Source organism: Aeromonas sp. V90_14, assembly GCF_029967615.1.
Taxonomy (GTDB): Bacteria; Pseudomonadota; Gammaproteobacteria; order Enterobacterales; family Aeromonadaceae; genus Aeromonas; species Aeromonas hydrophila.
Genome location: NZ_JASCAS010000002.1, coordinates 109,381 through 130,535, shown reverse-complemented (window position 1 = coordinate 130,535; position 21,155 = coordinate 109,381). Strand labels below are relative to the sequence as shown.

Below are 21,155 nucleotides of genomic sequence, written 5' to 3'. Positions count from 1 at the left end.
CCCCTTTCAAGCCAGCTCAGCAGAAGGAAAAACGCCATGGAGCCCAGCAAGCGCCGATTGTTATCCGGGATCGCCGCCCTCACCGCAGGGGCGGCCCTGATCCCCGTCACCCAGGTTCAGGCGCAGTCCATTCCCGCTCCCCGCAACGGGCGGGCGGCCATCAGCCGGGGGGACGGGCGCAAGCGTTACGGCATGCTGATCGACCTGCGCCGCTGCGTCGGCTGTCAGGCCTGCACCGTGGCCTGCACCATCGAAAACCAGCCTCCCCTCGGCCAGTTTCGCACCACGGTGAGCCAGTACGAGGTGAGCGACATGGCCGCCCTCGAGGCTCCCGCCTCCCTCTTGATGCTGCCGAGGCTGTGCAACCACTGCGCCGAGCCCGCCTGCCTCGATGTCTGCCCCACCGGCGCCACCTTCCAGCGCGATGACGGCATCGTCGTGGTCAACAACGACTGGTGCGTCGGCTGCGGCTACTGCGTGCAGGCCTGCCCCTACGATGCCCGCTTCATCAACCACGAGACCAACACCGCCGACAAGTGCACCTTCTGCGCCCATCGGCTGGAGGCTGGGCTCTTGCCCGCCTGCGTGGAGAGCTGTGTCGGCGAGGCGCGCATCATAGGCGACTTGAACGATCCCAAGAGCCGGATCAGCCGCTTGCTGCGCGAACACGAGCCGGCGCTCAAGGTGCTCAAGCCGGAGGCCCATACCCAGCCGCGGGTCTTTTATCTCGGCATGGACGAGGCCTTCGTCAGCAAGGTCGACGGCAACCCGGCCCTGCGCACCCTGCTCACCGACGATGGCAAGGAGATAGCCCATGGTCATTAACGAACTGCTGGCCCCGGCTCAGCCCATCACCTGGCTGCCCTGGGCGGTGCAATATTTCTTTCTGATCGGCCTCGCCTACGGGGCACTCTGGCTCGGCGCGTTTGAGCTGTGGCGCAAGGCGCCGGACCCGCGGCTGCAGACCCTGGCGGCGGTGCTGATGGTGGCGGCCGGTCTGGTAGCTCCCATCGCCCTGACCGCGGATCTGCACCAGCCGGCCCGGGCCTGGCACTTCTACGCCCAGACGCGCTTTGGCTCCGTCATGTGGTATGGCGCCTATCTGCTGCCGCTGTTCAGCCTGCTCTCCATGCTGCTCGGCTGGCTGCTGCTAAGGCCTGCCCTGGCCCGGCGCGGTACAGAAGGGGACAAGATAGCCCGCCTTGCCAGGCTGCTCTGCCTGGGAAGCTGGTCGGGGCACGTTTGGCTGCGGCCCCTCTCTTTGCTGGCCGCCCTGAGCGGGCTCAGCATCGCCCTCTACACCGGGCTTGAGACCATGGCGGTGGCGGCGCGCCCGCTCTGGCATACCCCCTGGTTGCCCTGGCTGCTGACCCTGAGCGCCGTGCTGGGGGCCCAGAGTGCCCTGCTGCTGCTCAACCGCTTGCTGGCGGGCTGGCGTGCCCAGACCGAGTCGACCCTGCTGCGCCAGAGCGGCTGGACGTTAGGCCTGCTGGCGCTCTCCCTGCTGGGCTGGGCCCTGTTGGGCGGCGCCTCGGCAGCAGAGGCCGCGGCCCTCTATCGGCTCGATCCGAGCTGGCGGCTGGCGGCCCACTGGCTGTTGCTGACCCTGGGGCTGGCCAGCCTGCTGATGCTGCTGCGGCCAAGGATCTCTGCCCGCCTGGCACTCTGGGGGCTGGCGCTGCTGGGGCTACACCTGGTGTGGGGCCTGCGCTGGCTGGTGCTGATCCAGGGGCAGCTCGCCCCCAAGTACGGGGCTGGCGTCTACCTCTATGAAATCGCCTGGGGCCCGGCCGGTGTGCTCGGCATTCTCGGTACCTTCGGTCTGCTGCTGGCCCTGCTGGTGGCCCTCTCGGAGCTGGTGCGCCCCTCTGCTTCCCCCGCCATCAAGGCATCCACAACTTTTGCACGCGAGGCACTCTGATGGATCACAGCAAACGCAAGTTTCTCAAGGGCGCTGCCATCGCCGGTGGCACCGGATTGTTCGTCGCCGGTTACAGCGACACCCTCAAGCAGGTGGCGACTGGTCTCGCCACCGGCAGCTCGGGCCAGCCGACCCGGGATCCCATCCATGGCAACTCGCTGGCCGTGGAGTACCGGGTTGACGAGCGAGGGGAGCTGCACCCCAACCCGGCCCAGCGGGTTGCCAACACCATGTGCCTCGGCTGCTGGACCCTGTGCGGAGTACGGGCTCGCATCGACAACGAACGCGACCAGATAGTGCGGATCCTGGGCAACCCCTATCACCCCCTCTCCGCCCGCCATCACATCGACTTCAAGACCCCGCTCAAACAGGCGCTGCTCGCCACCAGTGGCTACCAGGAAGGGGGGCTGGACGGGCGCTCCACCGCCTGCGCGCGGGGCAACGCCATGCTGGAGCAGCTCGACAGCCCGCAGCGGGTCACCCGTTGTCTCAAGCGGGTGGGGCCCCGTGGCAGCGGCCGCTGGCAGAGTATCCCCTTCGAGCAGCTGGTGGCCGAGGTGGTGGAGGGGGGCGATCTGTTTGGTGAGGGCCAGGTTGAGGGGCTGCGGGCCATTCGCAACCTCGCCGAGCCGCTCGACCCGGCCAACCCGGAGTACGGCCCCAAGGCCAACCAGCTGCTGGTGAGCAACGCCTCGGACGAGGGGCGAGATCACTTCATCAAGCGCTTCACCTTCAACAGCTTCGGCACCCGCAACTTCGCCAACCACGGCGCTTACTGCGGCCTGTCGTTCCGGGTCGGGGCCGGCGCCCTGCTGGACGATCTGGAGAAGAACGCCCACCTCAAACCGGACTGGGACGAGAGTGACTTCCTGCTGTTCATGGGCACCTCGCCCCAGCAATCGGGCAACCCCTTCAAGCGCCAGTCCCGCCAGCTGGCGGCGAACCGGGCGCGACCGGGCAAGCCGTTCTCCTACGTGGTGGTGGCCCCCAGCCTGCCCAACACGGTGAACATGCCGTCCGCCCCCGCCAACCGCTGGCTGCCCATCCGCCCTGCCACCGACTCGGCGCTGGCCCTGGCCATGCTGCGCTGGATCATCGACAACCAACGCTACGCCGAGTCTTTCCTGACGGCACCCAATGCCGCTGCCGCCGAGCGAGCCGGCTATCGCGGTTTTTGCAACGCCAGCCACCTGGTGCTCTGCGACGAGTCCCACCCGCGTTTTGGTCAGATGCTGCGGGCCAGCGATCTTGGCTTGCCCTTTGAAGGGGAAGCCTATGGAGAGGGGGACGCCATGCTGGTAGAGGAGGCGAGCAGCGGCGAGCCGAGACCCGCCGACCAGTGTGAGCGGGCCAACCTCTGGGTGGATCGCACCATTCAGGGCCCCAAGGGGGAGTTCACGGTCAAGAGCAGCTTCCAGCTGCTGGCCGAGGCGTGCCGGGAGCACTCCCTCGCGCAATACAGCGCCGAGTGCGCCGTGCCGGTGGCCGACATCGAGGCGCTGGCGCGGGAGTTCACCAGCCACGGCACCCGGGCAGCAGTGGTCTCCCACGGTGGCACCATGAGCGCCAACGGCTTCTACTCGGCCTGGGCCATCATGATGCTCAACGTCATGATTGGGAACCTCAACGCCCGGGGCGGCGCCGTGGCGAGCGGCGGCAAGTTCGATCCCTTCGGGGCGGGGCCGCGCTACGATCTGGCGAGCTTCCCCGGCATGGTCAAGCCCGCCGGGGTTTTCCTGTCGCGCTCCAAGTTCCCCTACGAGAAAACTTCCGAATATCGGCGCAAGCGCGAGGCGGGCCAGAATCCCTATCCGGCGCAGGAGCCCTGGTTCCCCATCTCCGGCCCATTGCTCGGCGAACACCTGACTGCGGCGGTGAACGGCTACCCCTACCGGCTCAAGGCCTGGATCAACCACATGGGCAACCCCCTCTACGGCCAGGCCGGGCTCAGCAAGGCCATCGGCGAAGAGCTCAAGGATCCTGCCGTGCTGCCCCTTGTGGTCAGCATCGACAGCTTCATCAACGAGTCGTCGGCGCTGTCGGACTACCTAGTGCCGGATACCCTCACCTACGAATCCTGGGGCTGGGCCACCGCCTGGCACGGGGTGATGACCAAGGTCTCCACCGGTCGCTGGCCCATCGTGGAGCCCCGTGTCGCCAAGACCGCCGAGGGAGATCCGGTCTGCATGGAGTCCTTCTTTATCGCGGTGGCCAAACGGCTGGGGTTGCCGGGCTTTGGCGAGGGGGCGCTCAAAGGGGCGGACGGCAAGTTGCACGGCTTGAACCGGGCGGCGGACTTCTCCCTCTACGGGGCGGCCAACGTTGCCTATCTCGGCGAGCCGGTGCCCGCCATAGGTCTCGAGGATCTCGCCTGGTCCGGAGTAGAGCGCATCCTGCCGGTGTTGAATGCCACCCTGAGCGCGGAGGAGGCGGGTCGCGCCGCCTACCTCTTCGCCCGTGGCGGGCGCTTCGAGCCGGCGGCCAAGGGGCGCGATGCAGCCGGTCAGCCGAGCAAGCGCTGGCCCAAGCCGCTGATGTTGTGGAACCCCGAGGTGGGCAGCCGCCGTCACAGCCAGAGCGGGCAGTTCCTGAGTGGCACACCGCGCTTCTTCCGCCCCCAGCTGGCGGACGGCACGCCGCTCAATGAGGCGTTCAAGCCGGCCCAGTGGCCGCTGCTGCTCACCAGCTACAAGTCCCACACCATGAGCTCCATGAGCATCGGCTCGGATCGCCTGCGCCAGGTGAACCCCAGCAACCGGGTGCGGCTCAATGCGCAGACGGCGGCGCAGCTGGGCATCGAGAGCGGGGACAGGGTGCGGGTCAGCACCCCGGATGGCAGCGTGATCGGGGTGGCCGAGTGCGTGGCCGGGGTGCAGGCCGATGCCATCGCCATCGAGCACGGCTTCGGCCACAAGGAGCTGGGGGCGCGGGAACACTGGATAGACGGCCAGAAAGTGGTTGCCAATCCGCTGCGCGGAGCCGGGGTCAACCTCAACGATCTAGCGGTGCTGGATCCCAGCCGCCATGGCCGCTACCCCCTGGTGGACTGGGCCATCGGCTCGTCGGCGCGCCAGGGGCTGCCGGCCCGGGTGGAGAAGCTGGTATGACGATCCAATGAAAACGGGGCCTGCGGGCCCCGTTGCTTATCTGCTCTGCGTCACTGTCACAGTTTGAAGTCGACCCACACTAGGCGGTGATCCGAGCTGACTCCCTTGGCGATGCCGAGCTTGGCGTCATACACCAGGTGGTAGCCCGGCTCGAAGCTGGCTGGCCAGAACACGCCGGAGGCAACCGCGTTCAGGTTGGCGGAGGGCAGCACGTGGTCAAGCTGCAGGCCGCTGCTGCTGGTGATGCGCTCCGGGGTGGGGCGGTTGTTGTTGCGCTTGCACTGATCCGGCTGGCTGGCGAGGCACTCGGGGCCGCCCTGGCTGACCGGGATCAGGGCGCCGTTGGTGACGGCCTGATTGACCAGCGCATGGTTGTGCAGATCCTGAATGGCGGTGAGATCCCCATCGCCAATCTGGGGATCGGCGTTGAGATCACCGGCGATGACGAACTTGGCGCCCGCGGGCAGGCCACCGGCCTTGCCGGCGTCATCCACCATGTAGCTGGCGGTCTCCACGTAATCCTGCCAGAAGGCGATTTCGGCCCGGTTGTGCTTGACGTTGTGGCGCGCCGCGTTGCCGAAGATGGGCGGAGTCGGGTGGGAGATGAGGAAGTGGATCACCTCCTCCTTGTTGCCGCGCTTGATGCGCACCGGCACGTCGGCGTGGTTCTTGGACGAGAGCGGGAAGGCCTGCCAGGCTGCGTCGTCATACCAGGCATCGCCGCACTGGCGGCCGGCCGGGATCGGCGCCTTGGCATTGTTGCAGTCGTCGATGACGGGGTTCACTTCGCCCGGCATGTCCTTCCACTTGAATTTCTGGAAGGTACGGATCTGCTTGGTATCGATGGGGTACTGGGACATCACGGCGAAGGCGTACTGGCCGTGGTAGTTGCCAAAGCCCCAGGCGTCGTCCGGCCCGTTGTTGACCTTGCCGTCCAGGTTGAGGTCATGGCCGCTCATCAGGCCGGTGTTGGTGGCGAAGTTCTGCAGCACCGGGTAGCTGATGGCCTTTACCTCGTCGTGCTGGGCGTGGGCCAGGTAGTTGTCGTTGAAGGCTTTGAGGTCCGTGGTGTCGCTGCCCTTGCCGTCATTGTCGAATTCGTTGAGCAGGAACACATCCGGCCGGGTGCGCTGGATGATTTCGGCGATGTTGCGGATCTGCTGCACGTCGAGGGCCTTGGTCTTCTCGGCGCCGCTCAAGGTGCCGTCGGCGAGGCGCGCCAGCAGGGCATCCTGCTCGGTGCGACTGAGGGCCAGTTCACCGGCCAGCATGCCGGCGGCGGTGCGATCGAAGGAGAGGTTGAAGGTAGCGAAGCGAACCATGGGAGTCGGGGTCTCGGAGTCATTTTGGCTGTTACAGCCTGCCATCAATCCGAGGGAAATGGCAGCGGCCAGTAGGGATTTGCTGATATTTTTCATTGTAATATTCCGTAGCATCAATAAGTTATACCTTGCTCATGGGGAGCGAAGGCGTGCCCATTATAGGGATCCCGGCCGACAGTCGGGCTCTGAATGGGCCAAAGTGTGAGACCATTCACAGAGCAAAACGGGGAGGCGAGATGAGTCGGCGACAGACGGCCCTGGTGGTCGAGGGGGGCGCCATGCGCGGCATTTTCGCCGCCGGGGTGCTGGATGCGTTTCTGGCCAAGGGCCGCACGGCGTTTGATCACTGCATCGGGGTATCGGCCGGGGCGGTCAATCTGGCGGCCTTTCTGGCCGGTCAGCAGGGGCGCAACCACAACGTCATCACCGACTACTCCTGCCGCCCCGAGTTCATCAACCTGGCCAAGTTCTTGCGCGGCGGCCACTGGCTCGATCTCGACTGGCTGTGGGCGATCACCATCCGCGAGTGCCGGCTCGATCTGGCGCGCTTTGCCGCCAACCCGGTGCCGCTGACCGTGGTGACCACCCGGGTCGCGGACGGCCAGGCCGCCTACCTCAAGGCCAATGCCGCCGAGCTGGAGCAGCAGATCAAGGCCTCCTGCTCGGTGCCGCTGGTCTACCGGGATTTCGTGCGCATCGACGGGGAGGCCATGACGGATGGCGGGGTGGCCGACTCCATTCCGGTGCGCCACGCCTATGAACAGGGGGCGCGCGACATCACTGTGGTGCTCTCCCGGCCGCTGGGCTATCGCAAGCGGGCGCCGCGTCTGCCCGCCCTGCATCGCTACCTGCTGCGCGAGACGCCGGCCCTGGCTCGCGCCAGCCTGTCGCGTCATCAAAGCTACAACGATGCCATCGACTTCATCCGCCAGCCGCCGGCCGATTGCCGCATCCGGGTCATAGTGCCGCCGGCGGGTTTTCGGGTCGGCCGCATGACCACCGACCGGGGGCGGCTGGAGCAGGGTTACCAGATGGGCTGGCAGGCGGCCCTCGACTACCTAGGGAGCGCTTAGGCGCTCTTTGCACACCATTGCGGCCCCGGTCGGGGCCGCCACCATGAAAGCGTATGGCGATGGCGCAGCAGATCTGCGACGCGTCATTTCGCCCGGTCATTCCCCCTCTTGCGCGGCGGTGGCTGCACTCCGTTCGTCTGCTTAATATGTAGCTGGATAATTATTTGCGATATTTACAGCGAAATGGTCAGGATTGCCGCCATGAAAAAATATCACTATTAAGTTGTGCTAAATAATCCACGAGTCAATTTGTGACTGAATAATAAAGCGGTTGGGGAACTTTTCTGATTGGTGATATTTGATACGCATCAATTTAAATAAAATCTGTTTTTATTCATATGTATAGTTCAACTTAGCTTATGCGAAATAGATTATTCGCTGCGGGTTGAATCTGTTTACATCAATGGCGAATTGATAGCCTGACTTCATCTCGGCTACTGTCCCCTCTCGATTCGTTTGGGTAGCAAACGGATACAAAAATAATAACGACAGAGACTGGACGCATTGATAAATAGTCATCTTTATTGATTTTAATCCTGCCAAAGGAGCCGGAATAATGAGTGGTTTATCTTCCCATCATATTGCCCAAAATATATTTGCCGAGCTGTTGCCTTATCGCCGCCGCTTCCCCGATCCCATTCTGGATCGGCAGCAGGAGGAAGCAGAGGTGGCCGCCATCCAGATCCCCCGTCTGCAGGCCTTCATCGAGCGGGGCGAGACCATCACCTGCGTGCTGCCTGCCTTCCCCACCAAGTCGCCCAATCCGAACAAGGTGCTGGGCACCCTGCCGGACATGGCTGAGCGGCTCTCCCTCAGCTTTCTCAACCACCTCTGCCAGCGCATCCAGCTGCACTATGCGCCCGGCATGCGGATCCTCATCTGCTCGGACGGCCACGTGTTCGGTGACCTCATCCGGGTGGCGGACCCGGCCATCGACGCCTATCAGGCCCATATCGAGCAGTTGATCCTGGAGCTGGGGGCGACTCACCTCGGGGTCTTCCACCTAGGGATGGTGGCGGGCATGGCCGAGTTTTGCGCCAGCCGCGACTTCGACACCCTGCGCGAACAGCTGGTCGAACGCTATGCGGAGCCGCTGGCACAGATCACGGAAGAGGTGAGAAGCACCGAGGAGGGAATTCGCCTCTATCGCGCCATGACCCGCTTCCTCTATGAAGACAGCCAGCTGCCGGATACCCCGCTCTCCAACACGGCGCTGCAGCGGGATGCCAAGGCGCGCACCCATGCGGTGATCCAGCGCAGCCGTGCCTGGGGCAACCTGCTGGCGGAGCGCTTCCCCGAGGCGATCCGCCTCTCCATCCACCCCCAGGCGAGCCACAGCCTGAAGATGGGCATCCACATGCTGCCGACCCGGGATGACTGGCTCACCCCCTGGCACGGGGTGGCGGCCAACCTGGATGGCCAGTTCGTGCTGATGAAGCGGCGCGACGTGCTGGCGATGGAGCATGAGCTGGTTCATATCCACGGCCGTCCGAGCCACTACCTGATCAACGGCAAGCAGGCCGCTGCCTGAGGAGTTTCCCATGACTGCATCCATCGTTACCCTCGGCGGCGAGCGCTGCCGCATCCTGCCACAGGCCCCGTTCGGCCTGCTGATTGAACCGGTCCGCAACGCCCAGCCGGTGCAGAGCCTGGCTATCGAGGCGCTGCGCGAACTGGCCCGCCGCCACGGTGTGCTGATCCTGCGCGGGTTCGAGACCGGCTTCACCGATCCCGAGCGGCTGACCCGCTACGGCGAGGCGTGGGGCGAGATCATGATGTGGCCGTTCGGCGCCGTGCTGGATGTGAAAGAGCACGAGAACGCCACCGACCACATCTTCGACTCCAGCTATGTGCCGCTGCACTGGGACGGCATGTACAAGCCGACCCTGCCCGAGTTCCAGCTGTTTCACTGCGTGCACGCGCCGGCGGTGGACGAAGGGGGGCGCACCACCTTCATCAATACCCGCCAATTGCTCACCGAGCTCGACGGCGAGCGGCTGGCCCGCTGGGAGCGGGTGCACATCACCTATCGCATCAAGCAGGTGGTGCACTACGGCGGCCAGGTGCGCTCGCCACTGCTGGTGCCCCACCCGGTGAGCGGCGAGACGGTGCTGCGCTACAACGAGCCGCCGCGCGAGGGGGGGCGTTTTCTCAACCAGCATGCCCTCGAGATCGAGGGGGTGGCACCGGCCGAGCAGGCCGCCTTCCTGCAGGATCTGCACCAGCGGCTCTACGATCCGCGCTACTTCTATGCCCACCAGTGGCAAGGGGGAGACGTGGTGATCGCCGACAACCTCGGTCTGCTGCACGGTCGTGAGGGGTTCACCGCCCGCTCGGCCCGCCACATCCAGCGGGTTCACATCCAGGCCAGTCCGGTCTGTCTCAACCCGGCGCTGGCGCCGCAAGGGGCGGCGTGATGGCGACCATTTTGCTGGCGGCCACCGCCACCCCGGGCCACGTCAATCCCATGCTGGCGGCGGCCCGTCTGCTGGTGGAGGAGGGGCATCGAGTGCTGATGCTGTGCGGCGCCCTGTTCGAGCAGCGCATCCGCGAAGCCGGCGCCGAATTCGTGCCCTTCGCCCTCGAGCTGGACTTTGACTACCGGGCGCTGGAGCGGCATTTTCCCGAGCGGGCCAGCCTGAGCGGCACCGCTCAGATGGCGCTGGCGCTCAGGCGCTTTTTTGCCGCCCCCATGGCGCAGCACGACAGTCATCTGCGGGCGCTGATCGCGGCGGAGGGGGTGGATCTGCTGCTGGTGGAGAACGGCTTCTACGGCGTGCTGCCGCTGTTGCAACAGGGGGACGGGCGGCGCCTTCCCATCCTGATGCTGGGGGTGAACCCGGTCTCCTTCTCGAGTCCGGACGCCATCTTCTACGGCCCGCGCATCCCCCCCGAGCTGCGCCGCTCCCTTGGCGAGCAGCCCTGGCTCGATGAGCCTACCCGGCAACTGCAAAGGGAGGTTCAGCAGAGCTTCGATGCCGCACTGGCCGAGGCGGGGGCGCCGCCGCTGACGGCTCCCTTCACTGATGTCATGGTGACGGCCCCCGATGCCTTTTTGCAGCTCTCCTGCGCCGGCTTTGAATACGAGCGGCCGGAGCTGGAGGGGGTGATCCGTTATGTCGGCCCGCTGCTGCCACCCCGGATTGCGCTGACGCCGCCGCCCTGGTGGGAGCGGCTCGATGAGCGGCCGCTGGTCATCGTCAGCCAGGGCACCCTGGCCAACGTGGATCTGGGGCAGTTGCTGCTGCCGGCCATGCAGGGGCTGGCTGGCGACGAGCTGCAACTGCTGCTGACCACCGGCGGGCGGGATCCGGCGCGGCTCGGCACCGCCGTCCCGGCCAACGCCATCGTCACCGAACACGTGCCGTTCGAGCTGGCGCTGCCCCGCGCCGCCGTGCTGGTGACCAACGGTGGTTATGGCTCGGTACAGGCCGCGCTGGCGCACGGGGTGCCGCTGGTGGTGGCGGGCACCGGGGAGGACAAGGCTGAGGTGGCCACCCGGGTGGCGTGGAGCGGTGCCGGCATCAATCTGCACAGCAACGAGCCGACGGCGGACGCGGTGGCCGCGGCGGTGCGCAAGCTGGTGCACGAGCCGCGCTATCGGGCCAGGGCCCGGCTGCTGGCCGACGAGATGGCCACGCTCGATGCCCGCGCCGCCATCGCGGGGACGGTGGCGGCTCTGCTCGGCGGGCAAGGGTGATCCCGTGATGAAACAGGGGGGCTCGATGGCCTCCCTGTTGTTCAGCTTGCGCTCAGTTTGTGGCTGCTAGGGTTGCCAGGGTGACAAGAGGCGGCGTCAGCGGCGCCGGATGCGCTTTTTCATGCAAAAAGAGCGATCCCGACGTTGAATTTTTGGCCGACTCAGGAAAGAATGCGCGCTCGGTAATCGACCTCGGACGCAAGGTGACTCGTCACGGGTCAGACCGAGGATGAAATGGCCGTCGGCCAACTTGGTACAGGAAACCACACAGGAATTTTATGAATCCCCTTCGCACTGCCGCTTCGGCTCTTTTATGTACTCTGGCGCTGGTCAGCCAGCAGGCCGCCGCCGTTGAATACCAGCTGCCTGCAGCCAACAGCCGTCTGATCGGTGAGAACCAGGAGTACGTGGTACCCGCGGACAATCGTCCGCTGGAGCAGATCGCCTCCGACTTCCAGTTGGGTCTGACCAACATCATGGAAGCCAACCCGGGTGTCGACCCCTACCTGCCCAAGGCGGGCAGCAAACTGGTCATCCCCCATCAGCTGATCCTGCCCAACGCTCCCCGCGAAGGGATCGTCATCAACGTGGCGGAGATGCGTCTCTACTACTACCCGAAAGGCAAGAACGTGGTGCAGGTGCTGCCCATCGGCATCGGCCAGCTGGGGGTCAACACCCCGGAGAACTGGATCACCAAGGTGGAGCGCAAGCGCGCCAACCCGACCTGGACCCCGACTGAAAACATCCGTCGCCGCTACGCCGCCCAGGGCAAGACCCTGCCAGCGGTCTGGCCGGCCGGCCCGGACAACCCCATGGGTCTGCACGCGCTCTACATTGGCAACCTGTACGCCATTCACGGCACCAACGCCACCTTCGGCATCGGTCTGCGGGTGAGCAGCGGTTGCGTGCGTCTGCGCGCCGACGACATCAAGTATCTGTTCGACAACGTGCCGGTCGGTACTCGCGTCCAGTTCGTCAACCAGCCGGTCAAGACCACGGTCGAGCCGGATGGCGGTCGCTACATGGAAGTGCACGAGCCGCTGTCACGCAACGAGGAGGAGTTCAACTCCACCGCCTCCGTGCCGCTGCCCATGACCCAGGCCACCACCCGCTTCATCGCCCACATGGACAGCGACTCCAATGTGGTCAAGCAGGTGCTGGAACAGCGTACCGGCATGCCGACCCGTCTCAACCCGCAGGTCTGATGACCGGGGAGACTGGCTAATGCACAACGGCGACCATGAGGTCGCCGTTGTTGTTTCTGGCACAGCCATCGGTTATCAGCTGGTGGGAGGGGCATAGAGGGCCAGCCAGTTGCCCTCGGTATCTTCGATGATGACCCGGGAGCCATGGCCGCTGCCGATGCTGTGCAAGGGTTCGAGCACCCGTCCGCCGATCTTGGGCACCAGCTGTTCAGCCTCCTGCAGGCGCTGGCCAAGGGCGAGGTAGATGAGGGGGCCCGTGTGCCCCGGCTGGTGGTACTTGTCCATGGGGCCGAGACAGGCCGCCGCGTTGTTGCCATCGTGGCGCAGCATGGCGAAGCGGATCTCCTCCTGTATCGGCGTGACCGGCACGTCGAGCAGGGCCGAGTAGAAGGCCATGGCGCGATCCAGATCCCGTGTCGGAATGTCGGCCCAGACCAGGGTATTGTCCATCTTGGTTATCTCCAGCATGTTCCGGCCGATGCGACCGGCGGCGCTGTTCCTTGCTGACGGCCTCTCGCGGCAGCTCGCAGGCAGCTTCCTAGAGGTTAGGAGCAGCCCATGAGGGGCGCCAGAGCTAAAAAGCGGCGCCGGATGGCGCCGCTTTCGGGTGGGGGGCTGGAGGTTTTTTCCCCTCGATATACAGTTACTTGCCTGCAATGCTCAGCCCGCCGAAGCGGATGAATGGAGGAGCATGATGCTCCTGGTCATCCATCGGCGGCTACTTGCCTGCAATGCTCAGCCGCCGAAGCGGACGAATGGAGGAGCATGATGCCCCTGGTCATCTATCGGTGGCTACTTGCCTGCAATGCTCAGCCCGCCGAAGCGGACGAATGGAGGAGCATGATGCTTCTGGTCATCCATCGGCGGCTACTTGCCTGCAATGCTCAGCCCGCCGAAGCGGATAAGAGGCGCATAGACGCTCTTGCCATCGTCGTGGTGCAACACGTTGGCGACCGCTTCCAGCTCACCCAGCAGGCGATAGAAGTTGCCCGCCACCGTGATGCCGCGCACCGGCGCCACCCGCACGCCATCCCGGCACAGGAAGCCGGAGGCACCGAACGAGAAGTCGCCGCTCACCGCATCGGCGCCGGAGTGCAGGCCGTCCAGCTTGACCAGCTCCAGGTACTCGCCGCCTTGCGCCTCGGCCTCGCTGTGGGGGCCGAGCCCGAACACCAGGTGGCGCGGGCTGACATCCAGCGCACTGCGGGCGCTGCGCGCCGCCGAGCCGTTGCTGGCCAGGCCGAAGTGGTGGCCGGTGGCGCTGTTGTGCAGCAGGGTCTTGAGCTCCCCTTCGCCGATCAGCAGCAGATCCCGGGTGGGGGCACCCTCGCCATCGAAGGCCTTGATGTGCATGCCGCCCGGCATATAGGCCCGGCTCTCCAGGGTGAGCCAGCGGGAGGCCACCGACTGGCCCAGCTTGTCGCGCCAGGGGTTGATCCCCTGCTGGGCCCACTTGCCTGACAGCGCGGCCTGGAAGCAGCCGAACAGGCTGGCCAGAGCATTGGTGTCGAAGATGGCGCTGTAGTGGCCGCTCGGCACCGCGTCTCCCGCCAGCAGGCCGTCGGCCACGGCGTGGATCTGGCGGATCAGGGTCTGGCTGTCCAGCGCATCGAAGCGGCGCTCATACTGCCCCTGGGAGAACATGGACTGACGGCCGTCGCGCTCGATGAGGGCGGAGCTGTAGCAGCCGACGCTGAACGCCTGATGCTGGCAGAGGCTGCCCTGGCTGTTGGCAAGCCACAGCCGGCCCTCTCCCTCGAAGAAACTGTTGTAGGGGGCGCCGGTCACGTCCGGCAGCGCCAGCATGTCCGACTCGAGGCGCAGGGCCAGGGCAATCTTCTCCTCCACGGGGGTGGTGTCGGGCTGATTGATCTCGGCGCAGTCGGTGGTGAGCCGGCTCTGCTGCACGGCGATGGTCTGATCCGGGTCCACCTTGGCGAAGCGGCTGGCATCCAGCGCATCCTGCAGCATGGCGGCCAGCGCCGACTCGTCGAGGGACTCCGAATAGGCGATGCCGACCCGGCCCTCTTTTATCAGCCGAATGCCGATCTGCTGGCTGCTGGTGACCTTGTATTCGCTGAGCTCGCCCTTGTCGGCCTTGAGGGAGAAGGCCTTGTCCTGGTTGGCGATGATGTCGGCCTCGGCACCGAGATCGGCGACCTGGTCCAGCAGGCGGGCAAGCAGTTGGTTCATGTCGAGTTGGCTCATCAGGCGTTCCCTCCGACCAGGATATTGTCAACCTTGAGTGGTGGCTGGCCGACCGAGGCGGGAATGGAGCCTGAGACTGAGCCGCACATGCCGGCGGAGAGAGCCAGATCGCGCCCCACCATGGAGATCTCCTTCAATACCTGCGGGCCGGTGCCGATCAGGGTGGCCGACTTGAGCGGCCGGGTGATCTTGCCCCCCTCGATGAGGTAGGCCTCCTGCACGTTGAAGTTGAACTCGCCGGTGCCGGGCTGCACCGAGCCACCCCCCATCCGCTTGGCATAGATGCCGTGCTCCACGGTTGCCAGCATCTCGTCCAGGCTGTGATGGCCCGGCTCTATGTAGGTGTTGCGCATGCGCGAGGCTGGCGCGAACTTGTAGGATTCGCGGCGCCCGGAGCCGGTACGGGCGTAGCCGGTACGCAGGGCCCCCATCCGGTCCACCAGGAAGCCGGTGAGCACGCCATCCTTGATGAGCTGGGTGTGCTGGGTTGCCATCCCCTCGTCATCGACGTTGATGGAGCCCCAGGCGTTGCCTTGCAGCCCCTCGTCCACCGCGCTGACCGCCGGATTGGCGATGAGCTGGCCCATCTTGTCGTGGAACACCGAGGCCTTCTTGGCCACCGAGGTGGTCTCCAGCAGGTGGCCGCATGCCTCGTGGAAGATGACGCCGCCAAAGCCGCTCTCCATGATGACCGGCAGCTTGCCGCTCGGGCAGGGGGCTGCGCCCAGTTTCACCAGCGCCTGGCGGGTGGCGGTGAGGGCCAGCTCGCGGGGATCGACACTGGCGGCGTGTTCCCAGCCCATCATGGCGCCGGGGGCTTCGTAACCTACGCTCTGTTCGCTGCCAAGGGCGGCGATGGTCTGGGCCATGATGCGGTTGTAGTGGCGGCGATCGCTCACCTGCACCCCTTCGCTGTTGAAGATCTCCACCTCCTGCTCCCAGCCCAGCACGTTGCCGGCAAACTGGCTCACCTTGGTGCTCTCGGCGCGGGCCGCGGCATCCATGGCGTGCAGGTAGGCGATCTTCTGTTCCAGCAGCTTGTCGGCCGACAGCGGCAAGGCCACCGGGTTGCGATCGCTCAGGCGACTGAAATCGAAGGCGGTGGCGGTCACCACGGGGTCACGCCGGTCCTTGGCCGCCAGCAGGCTGACGATGCGCAAGAGCTCATCGCGGCTGGCCAGGTTGGTGTAGCCATAGAGCACCTTGTGGCCGTAGCACAGGCGCACGCCGATGCCGAAATCGAGGCCACCGCTGATGTTTTCTATCTGGCTGGAGAGCAGGCTGAGCTGGCTGCGGCGCTTGCGCTCCACAAACAGCTCGGCGAAGTCGGCACCCAGCGCCAGCGCGTGATCGAGCACGTCGCGGGCGATGGCGGGGGCCAACAGGGAGAATGGGGTCATAGAATTTCCTTATTCTGGTCTGTCCGTTTGCTTCCGATACCCGGCTGTGATTGTTATGGGGTACCGTTTCCATTGTTGCAGACCAGCACAAAAAAGTCGCTATAGCGTCATGCGATGATACCGATTGAGAAAATCGGAGCGATTTATGCGCCCGGCAGCCCGAAACCCGGCCGCCGGTAGTCAGGGAGGCGTCGCCGTTGACGTTTGTTCAAGGGGGCCTTTCCAGGTCTTTTTCGTCATGCCATGCGGGGAGAGGGCGATGGCTGGGGGCCATCGCCACTGGTGTCAGGCAACCCTGCGTCAGAGCAGCTCGTGGATCTCGCTCAGGATCTGGTCGACCCATTGCTCAATGCGGGGTCGGTCTGGTCCTATTGGCTGGCGTCGTCGAGAACCTAGCCGACGCAAGATGGCGGCCATCGTCAAACCGGCAAGATCAGAGCAGCTCGTGGATCTCGCTCAGGATCTGGTCGACCCATTGCTCGATGCGGGATTCGGTCTGGTCGTACTGATTGGCGTCGTCGAGCGCCAGCCCGACGAAGTGACGGCCATCGTCGATCAGCGCCTTGGAGGCATCGAACTCGTACCCCTCGTTGGGCCAGTAGCCCACCAGCTTGACTCCCTTGGGGACCAGCTGATCGTGCAGCAGGCCGAGGGCATCCTGATACCATTCGCCGTAACCCAGCTGATCGCCAAGGCCGAACAGGGCGATGATGCGACCTTCCAGCTCGACATCCTGAATGTCTTCCCAGCGGGATTCCCAGTCTTCCTGCAGCTCGCCGAAGTCCCAGGTGGAGATGCCCAGGATCAGGATATCGTACTCCTGCATGAGGGTGAGGGGCACATCCTTGATGTTGTGGAGATCGACCAGCTCGGGGCCAATGAGGGCGCGGATCTTCTCGGCGGCCATCTCGGTGTAGCAGGTGGTAGAGCCGTAAAACAAACCTATCTTCATCGCTCTTCTCTTGATCGCAGTCGGCAATGGGAGCGGGCAACCGCAGGGTGGCGCCCGGGGGAGGGCGTCAGTCTAGCAGATTGCCCGGCGCGCTTCACCGCCTGGCGGGCGATGGACAACGGCAACTTGCGGCCGCGGTGGGTCGGCACGTTACAATGGGCCATGTTTCCCCTGAGCGCGGCGTACCATGAGCAAGTCTGAATCCCATCCCCTGATCGAGCCGTTTCTGGACGCCCTCTGGCTGGAGCGGGGCCTCTCCGACAACACGGTCAGCTCCTATCGCACCGATCTGGAAAAGTTCTCCCTTTGGCTCGACGAGCAGGGCGGCTCCCTGCTGCTGGCGGGGCTGGACGACATCCAGCACTATCTCGCCTGGCGGGTGGACCAGCAGTTTGCGGCCAGCAGCACGGCCCGCTTCCTGTCGGCCCTGCGCCGTTTCTACCAGTATCTCAACCGGGAGAAGCTGCGCAGCGACGACCCCACCGTGCTGCTGGAGGGGCCCAAGCTGCCCAAGAAGTTGCCATCGGATCTCAGCGAAGCCGAGGTGGAAGCGCTGCTGCAAGCGCCGCTGGTGGACGAGCCGCTGGAGCTGCGGGACAAGGCGATGCTCGAGCTGCTCTACGCCACCGGGCTGCGGGTCTCCGAGCTGGTGGGGCTGACCGCCGAGCATGTCAGCCTGCGCCAGGGGTTGGTGCGGGTGGTCGGCAAGGGCAACAAGGAGCGACTGGTGCCCATGGGGGAGGAGGCGGTGCACTGGCTGGAGCGCTACTACCGGGAGGCGCGTACCCTGCTGCTCGGCGGCACCAGCTCGGACGTGGTGTTCCCTTCCAAGCAGGCGCGCATGATGACCCGTCAGACCTTCTGGCACCGCATCAAGCTCTATGCCCAGCGCGCCGGCATCCAGGGCGAGCTCTCCCCCCACACCCTGCGTCACGCCTTCGCCACCCATCTGCTCAACCACGGCGCCGATCTGCGGGTAGTGCAGATGCTGCTGGGTCACGCGGATCTCTCCACCACCCAGATCTACACCCACGTGGCCAACGAGCGGCTCAAGGCGCTGCACGGCCAGCACCATCCGCGCGCCTGACCGGCAACAAAAAACCGCCAGAAGGCGGTTTTTTTCGAATACACGACAGGAGCTGGCGCTTATTTTCCCTGCTGGGATTTGAGCAGATCGCGGATCTCGGTCAGCAGCTCCTGATCCTTGGTCGGGCCGGCCGGGGCCGCTTCCTCTTCCTGCTTGCGCTTGAGGGTGTTGATGGCCTTCAGCCCCATGAAGATGGCGAAGGAGATGATCAGGAAGTCGATGATGGTCTGGATGAACTTGCCGTAGGCGATGACCACGGCCGGGGTGCTTCCCTCGGCGGCCTTCAGGGTCACGGCGAGGTCGCTGAAGTCCACGCCCCCCAGGATCAGGCCGATGGGCGGCATGATCACGTCTCCAACGAAGGAGGAGACTATCTTGCCGAAGGCGGCACCAATGATGATACCGACCGCCATGTCGATCACGTTGCCTCTGGACGCAAAGGCCTTGAACTCTTGAATCAGACTCATTTTCCCCTCCAAAAATGGGCAGGGTACGGCCAGCGCCGCACCGGTATTTGAATAATTAAAGCTTCAGGAAAACAGAGGATGACCGTCGTGTTTCCTGTCGTCCCGGTTAGCTTGCTGGGCCTTTGCCCGATTGGCAACCTGTCAGATCGGGATTTTTTTGCGGCCCTCGCTATTAATCAATCGGTAATTAAGCGGTTGAGGAGAGAATATTCACTGAGTTACCTTGTGAGTCCATTCGTTCATGCCAAGTGAGTAAAAGAGTGAAATATTTACTGCTGGGAATGATGCTGCTGGGCTCTTTTGCCGCCAGCGCGGGGATGGATCCCCAACTGTTGAAGCAGACCATAGAGCAACGGCTCGGGGTACAGGTCTATCTGGTGGACGAGACCCCCATGCCCGGTCTCTACATGCTGGGCACCGCCCAGGGGCTGCTCTATACCGATGCCAGGGGCGACTATGTGCTGCAGGGCACCATGCTGGATCTGGCCCACGACATGAAAAACCTCACCATGCTGGGGCTGCGTCAGCAGCGGCAACTGGCCCTGGCCCAGATCGGCGAGCGGCGGGTACAGCTGCGGGCCGAGCAGGAGCGCCATCGCGTCACCCTGTTCACCGATCTCGCCTGCAGCAGCTGTCGCACCACCCTGGCAGAGTTGCCGGTCCTGCAGGCGAGGGGGGTCAGCGTGCAGCTGCTGCCGGTGCTCGGCACCTTTGCCGATCTGGCCGAGGCGCAGGCGCGCTGGTGCGATCCCCGGCAGTTCGGCGCACTGGATCTCAGTGATCGTTTGCCTGAGACCGGCTGTAATGAGATCCTTGCCCATCATATCGGCCTGAGCCAGTGGCTCGGGATCAAGGCGCTGCCGAGCTGGGTCCTGCCAAATGGCGACCTGGTGCGCGGTTATCAGAGCCCTGAACAACTGCTCAAGATACTGGATCACATCAATGCCCCTGCAAATCCGTCGTCGTCCGCGAGTTGATGATTCCCATCTGCCCGCCACCCTGCACCCGCTGCTTCGTCAAATCTTCGCCAGCCGCGGGGTTGAAGATCCCGCTCTGCTCGAGCGCAGCGCCAGCCAGCTGCTGCCGCCTCAGCGTCTGTTCGGCATGGCGCAGGCGGTGCCACTGCTGGCCGAGGCGCTGACGGCGCAAAAACGCATTCTCATCGTCGGTGACTTTGACTGCGACGGCGCCACCAGCTCGGCGCTGTGCGTGCTGGCCCTGCGCGCCATGGGCGGTCGTCACATCGATTTTCTGGTGCCCAACCGCTTCGAGTTCGGTTATGGCCTCACCCCGGAGATCGTCGAGCTGGCGGTAGCCCGCGGCGCCGAGTTCCTGATCACGGTGGACAACGGCATCTCCAGCATCGCCGGGGTGGCGGCGGCCAAGGCGGCCGGCATGCAGGTACTGGTTACCGATCACCATTTGCCGGGCCAGGAGCTGCCTGACGCCGACGCGATAGTGAACCCCAACCAGCATGGCTGCGACTTCCCCTCCAAGTCGCTGGCCGGGGTCGGGGTCGCCTTCTATCTGATGGCGGCCCTCAACACCCATCTGCGCCAGAGCGGCTGGTATGAGCGCCAGGGGCTGCGCGCACCCAACGTGGCGGATTACCTGGATCTGGTGGCGCTTGGCACCGTGGCCGACGTGGTAGCACTGGATGGCAACAACCGCATCCTGGTTCATCAGGGTTTGCAGCGGATCCGGGCCGGGCGTTGCCGCCCCGGCATCCAGGCGCTGGTGGACGTGTCGGGCCGCGACGGTCGTCGCCTGTGCGCCGCCGATCTCGGCTTTGCGCTGGGGCCGCGCCTCAACGCGGTGGGCCGGCTCGACGACATGTCGCTCGGGGTAGCCTGCCTGCTGAGCGACGACATCAACCTGGCGCGCCAGCTCGCTTCCGAAATGGACAGCCTCAACCAGGAGCGCAAGGAGATCGAGCAGGGGATGCAGCAGGAGGCGCTCGCCACTCTGGAGCAGATCCGTTTTCGTGACGGCGAGGTGCCGTCGGGCATAGTGCTGCACCGGGACGAGTGGCATCAGGGGGTGGTGGGGCTGGTGGCCTCCAAGGTGAAGGAGAAGTACTACCGCCCGGTCATCGCGTTTGCCGAGAGCAGCGAAACCGAGCTCAAGGGCTCCGGGCGCTCCATCCCGGGGGTGCACCTGCGCGATGCGCTGGAACTGCTCGATACCCGCCACCCCGGCTTGATGGGCAAGTTTGGCGGCCACGCCATGGCGGCCGGGCTGACCCTGCCCAAGGCCAATATCGAGGCCTTCGGCCGGGCCTTTGAGGCGGTCATCGGCGAGCTGGTGACCCCTGAGCTGTTGACCGGAGTGCTGCTCACCGATGGCGAGCTGCTGCCCGATGAGCTGAGTCTGGAGCTGGCGGAGCTGATCCGCACCTCCGGCCCCTGGGGTCAGGCCTTCCCCGAGCCGCTGTTCGACGGCGAATTCGTGCTGGTGCAGCAGCGGCTGGTGGGGGAGAAGCACCTCAAGATGATGCTGACCACGGATTCCGGCCACGCGGTGGATGCCATCGCCTTTGGCGTCGACTTGCAGCGCTGGCCCGATGCCTCGGTGAAACGGGTGCGGCTGGTCTACCGGCTCGATGTCAACGAGTGGCGCGGCAACCGCAGCGTGCAGCTGCTGGTGGAGCATCTGGAGGCCGCCGGCCTCTGATCCCGCGAGTCTCTCTTGCTGCCGATGACGGCCACCTCAG

At 65.1% G+C, this 21,155-nt stretch carries 17 protein-coding genes; 11 read left to right on the top strand and 6 right to left on the bottom strand.

Features of this window, described 5'->3' with window-relative positions; translation table 11 throughout:
* Positions 1-36: 36 nt before the first annotated feature.
* Genes dsrO through QLG02_RS02915 form a run of 3 tightly spaced genes read left to right on the top strand, consistent with a single transcriptional unit; the run spans position 37 to position 5,028 of the window.
* Positions 37-825: a sulfate reduction electron transfer complex DsrMKJOP subunit DsrO gene (dsrO, locus tag QLG02_RS02925; RefSeq protein ID WP_282464468.1), complete on the top strand. Its 789-nt coding sequence runs from the start codon at positions 37-39 to the stop codon at positions 823-825.
* The gene (gene nrfD, locus QLG02_RS02920) at positions 815-1,921 is read left to right on the top strand and encodes an NrfD/PsrC family molybdoenzyme membrane anchor subunit (RefSeq protein WP_282464467.1); all 1,107 of its coding nucleotides are present in this window, start codon (positions 815-817) and stop codon (positions 1,919-1,921) included. The genes dsrO and nrfD overlap by 11 nt, the downstream gene beginning before the upstream one ends.
* Positions 1,921-5,028 carry a tetrathionate reductase subunit A gene (locus tag QLG02_RS02915; protein WP_282464466.1) on the top strand — a complete coding sequence of 1,036 codons (3,108 nt, stop codon included), beginning with the start codon at positions 1,921-1,923 and terminating at the stop codon, positions 5,026-5,028. Before nrfD ends, QLG02_RS02915 begins: the two co-directional genes overlap by 1 nt.
* Positions 5,029-5,084: 56 nt before the next feature.
* Here QLG02_RS02915 and QLG02_RS02910 read toward each other — a convergent pair whose 3' ends face one another.
* Positions 5,085-6,446, bottom strand: a complete 1,362-nt coding sequence (locus QLG02_RS02910) for an endonuclease/exonuclease/phosphatase family protein (protein WP_282464465.1) — start codon at positions 6,444-6,446, stop codon at positions 5,085-5,087.
* Between the two features lie 140 nt (positions 6,447-6,586).
* Here QLG02_RS02910 and QLG02_RS02905 point away from each other — a divergent pair, with 140 nt between their 5' ends.
* From QLG02_RS02905 to QLG02_RS02885, 5 genes are all read left to right on the top strand, one after another.
* On the top strand, positions 6,587-7,423 hold the full coding sequence (locus QLG02_RS02905; protein ID WP_029304266.1) for a patatin family protein: 837 nt from the start codon (positions 6,587-6,589) through the stop codon (positions 7,421-7,423).
* A gap of 556 nt (positions 7,424-7,979) precedes the next feature.
* Complete coding sequence (locus QLG02_RS02900; protein WP_011707054.1) at positions 7,980-8,954, top strand: isocyanide synthase family protein; 975 nt, start codon at positions 7,980-7,982, stop codon at positions 8,952-8,954.
* Positions 8,955-8,964: 10 nt separating this feature from the next.
* On the top strand, positions 8,965-9,840 hold the full coding sequence (locus QLG02_RS02895) for a TauD/TfdA family dioxygenase (RefSeq protein ID WP_282464464.1): 876 nt from the start codon (positions 8,965-8,967) through the stop codon (positions 9,838-9,840).
* A complete protein-coding gene (locus QLG02_RS02890; RefSeq protein ID WP_282464463.1) occupies positions 9,840-11,123 on the top strand; it encodes a nucleotide disphospho-sugar-binding domain-containing protein in 1,284 nt (427 codons plus the stop codon). Before QLG02_RS02895 ends, QLG02_RS02890 begins: the two co-directional genes overlap by 1 nt.
* 278 nt (positions 11,124-11,401) lie before the next feature.
* Positions 11,402-12,328: a L,D-transpeptidase family protein gene (locus tag QLG02_RS02885; RefSeq protein ID WP_011707051.1), complete on the top strand. Its 927-nt coding sequence runs from the start codon at positions 11,402-11,404 to the stop codon at positions 12,326-12,328.
* A gap of 75 nt (positions 12,329-12,403) precedes the next feature.
* Here QLG02_RS02885 and QLG02_RS02880 read toward each other — a convergent pair whose 3' ends face one another.
* The 4 genes from QLG02_RS02880 to fldB all read right to left on the bottom strand — a co-directional run bounded on the left by QLG02_RS02880 (position 12,404) and on the right by fldB (position 16,888).
* Positions 12,404-12,796: a VOC family protein gene (locus QLG02_RS02880; protein WP_282464462.1), complete on the bottom strand. Its 393-nt coding sequence runs from the start codon at positions 12,794-12,796 to the stop codon at positions 12,404-12,406.
* Positions 12,797-13,195: 399 nt separating this feature from the next.
* Positions 13,196-14,536 (bottom strand): TldD/PmbA family protein, encoded by a 1,341-nt coding sequence (locus tag QLG02_RS02875; protein ID WP_282464461.1) that lies wholly within the window; start codon positions 14,534-14,536, stop codon positions 13,196-13,198.
* Entirely contained in the window at positions 14,536-15,936 is a 1,401-nt protein-coding gene (locus QLG02_RS02870) for a TldD/PmbA family protein (RefSeq protein ID WP_139388779.1), read from the bottom strand. Before QLG02_RS02870 ends, QLG02_RS02875 begins: the two co-directional genes overlap by 1 nt.
* 433 nt (positions 15,937-16,369) lie before the next feature.
* The gene (gene fldB, locus QLG02_RS02865; RefSeq protein ID WP_146062926.1) at positions 16,370-16,888 is read right to left on the bottom strand and encodes a flavodoxin FldB; all 519 of its coding nucleotides are present in this window, start codon (positions 16,886-16,888) and stop codon (positions 16,370-16,372) included.
* A gap of 187 nt (positions 16,889-17,075) precedes the next feature.
* Here fldB and xerD point away from each other — a divergent pair, with 187 nt between their 5' ends.
* On the top strand, positions 17,076-17,975 hold the full coding sequence (gene xerD, locus QLG02_RS02860; protein ID WP_039215876.1) for a site-specific tyrosine recombinase XerD: 900 nt from the start codon (positions 17,076-17,078) through the stop codon (positions 17,973-17,975).
* Between the two features lie 59 nt (positions 17,976-18,034).
* Here xerD and mscL read toward each other — a convergent pair whose 3' ends face one another.
* A complete protein-coding gene (gene mscL / locus QLG02_RS02855; RefSeq protein ID WP_017409264.1) occupies positions 18,035-18,442 on the bottom strand; it encodes a large-conductance mechanosensitive channel protein MscL in 408 nt (135 codons plus the stop codon).
* Positions 18,443-18,702: 260 nt separating this feature from the next.
* Between mscL and QLG02_RS02850 the strand changes: the two genes are divergently transcribed.
* Both QLG02_RS02850 and recJ read left to right on the top strand, forming a co-directional pair.
* Positions 18,703-19,419: a disulfide isomerase DsbC N-terminal domain-containing protein gene (locus QLG02_RS02850; protein WP_017409263.1), complete on the top strand. Its 717-nt coding sequence runs from the start codon at positions 18,703-18,705 to the stop codon at positions 19,417-19,419.
* Complete coding sequence (gene recJ / locus QLG02_RS02845; RefSeq protein WP_282464460.1) at positions 19,385-21,115, top strand: single-stranded-DNA-specific exonuclease RecJ; 1,731 nt, start codon at positions 19,385-19,387, stop codon at positions 21,113-21,115. Before QLG02_RS02850 ends, recJ begins: the two co-directional genes overlap by 35 nt.
* Positions 21,116-21,155 lie beyond the last annotated feature (40 nt).

What these genes read in the sequence shown, in the direction of transcription:
- recJ (WP_282464460.1), top strand. Translation starts at nt 19,385, where the DNA reads ATGCCCCTGCAAATCCGTCGTCGTCCGCGAGTTGATGATTCCCATCTG.
- QLG02_RS02875 (WP_282464461.1), bottom strand. Translation starts at nt 14,536, where the DNA reads ATGAGCCAACTCGACATGAACCAACTGCTTGCCCGCCTGCTGGACCAG.
- xerD (WP_039215876.1), top strand. Translation starts at nt 17,076, where the DNA reads ATGAGCAAGTCTGAATCCCATCCCCTGATCGAGCCGTTTCTGGACGCC.
- QLG02_RS02895 (WP_282464464.1), top strand. Translation starts at nt 8,965, where the DNA reads ATGACTGCATCCATCGTTACCCTCGGCGGCGAGCGCTGCCGCATCCTG.
- fldB (WP_146062926.1), bottom strand. Translation starts at nt 16,888, where the DNA reads ATGAAGATAGGTTTGTTTTACGGCTCTACCACCTGCTACACCGAGATG.
- nrfD (WP_282464467.1), top strand. Translation starts at nt 815, where the DNA reads ATGGTCATTAACGAACTGCTGGCCCCGGCTCAGCCCATCACCTGGCTG.
- dsrO (WP_282464468.1), top strand. Translation starts at nt 37, where the DNA reads ATGGAGCCCAGCAAGCGCCGATTGTTATCCGGGATCGCCGCCCTCACC.
- QLG02_RS02890 (WP_282464463.1), top strand. Translation starts at nt 9,840, where the DNA reads ATGGCGACCATTTTGCTGGCGGCCACCGCCACCCCGGGCCACGTCAAT.
- QLG02_RS02905 (WP_029304266.1), top strand. Translation starts at nt 6,587, where the DNA reads ATGAGTCGGCGACAGACGGCCCTGGTGGTCGAGGGGGGCGCCATGCGC.
- QLG02_RS02910 (WP_282464465.1), bottom strand. Translation starts at nt 6,446, where the DNA reads ATGAAAAATATCAGCAAATCCCTACTGGCCGCTGCCATTTCCCTCGGA.
- QLG02_RS02870 (WP_139388779.1), bottom strand. Translation starts at nt 15,936, where the DNA reads ATGACCCCATTCTCCCTGTTGGCCCCCGCCATCGCCCGCGACGTGCTC.
- QLG02_RS02885 (WP_011707051.1), top strand. Translation starts at nt 11,402, where the DNA reads ATGAATCCCCTTCGCACTGCCGCTTCGGCTCTTTTATGTACTCTGGCG.
- QLG02_RS02915 (WP_282464466.1), top strand. Translation starts at nt 1,921, where the DNA reads ATGGATCACAGCAAACGCAAGTTTCTCAAGGGCGCTGCCATCGCCGGT.
- mscL (WP_017409264.1), bottom strand. Translation starts at nt 18,442, where the DNA reads ATGAGTCTGATTCAAGAGTTCAAGGCCTTTGCGTCCAGAGGCAACGTG.
- QLG02_RS02900 (WP_011707054.1), top strand. Translation starts at nt 7,980, where the DNA reads ATGAGTGGTTTATCTTCCCATCATATTGCCCAAAATATATTTGCCGAG.
- QLG02_RS02880 (WP_282464462.1), bottom strand. Translation starts at nt 12,796, where the DNA reads ATGCTGGAGATAACCAAGATGGACAATACCCTGGTCTGGGCCGACATT.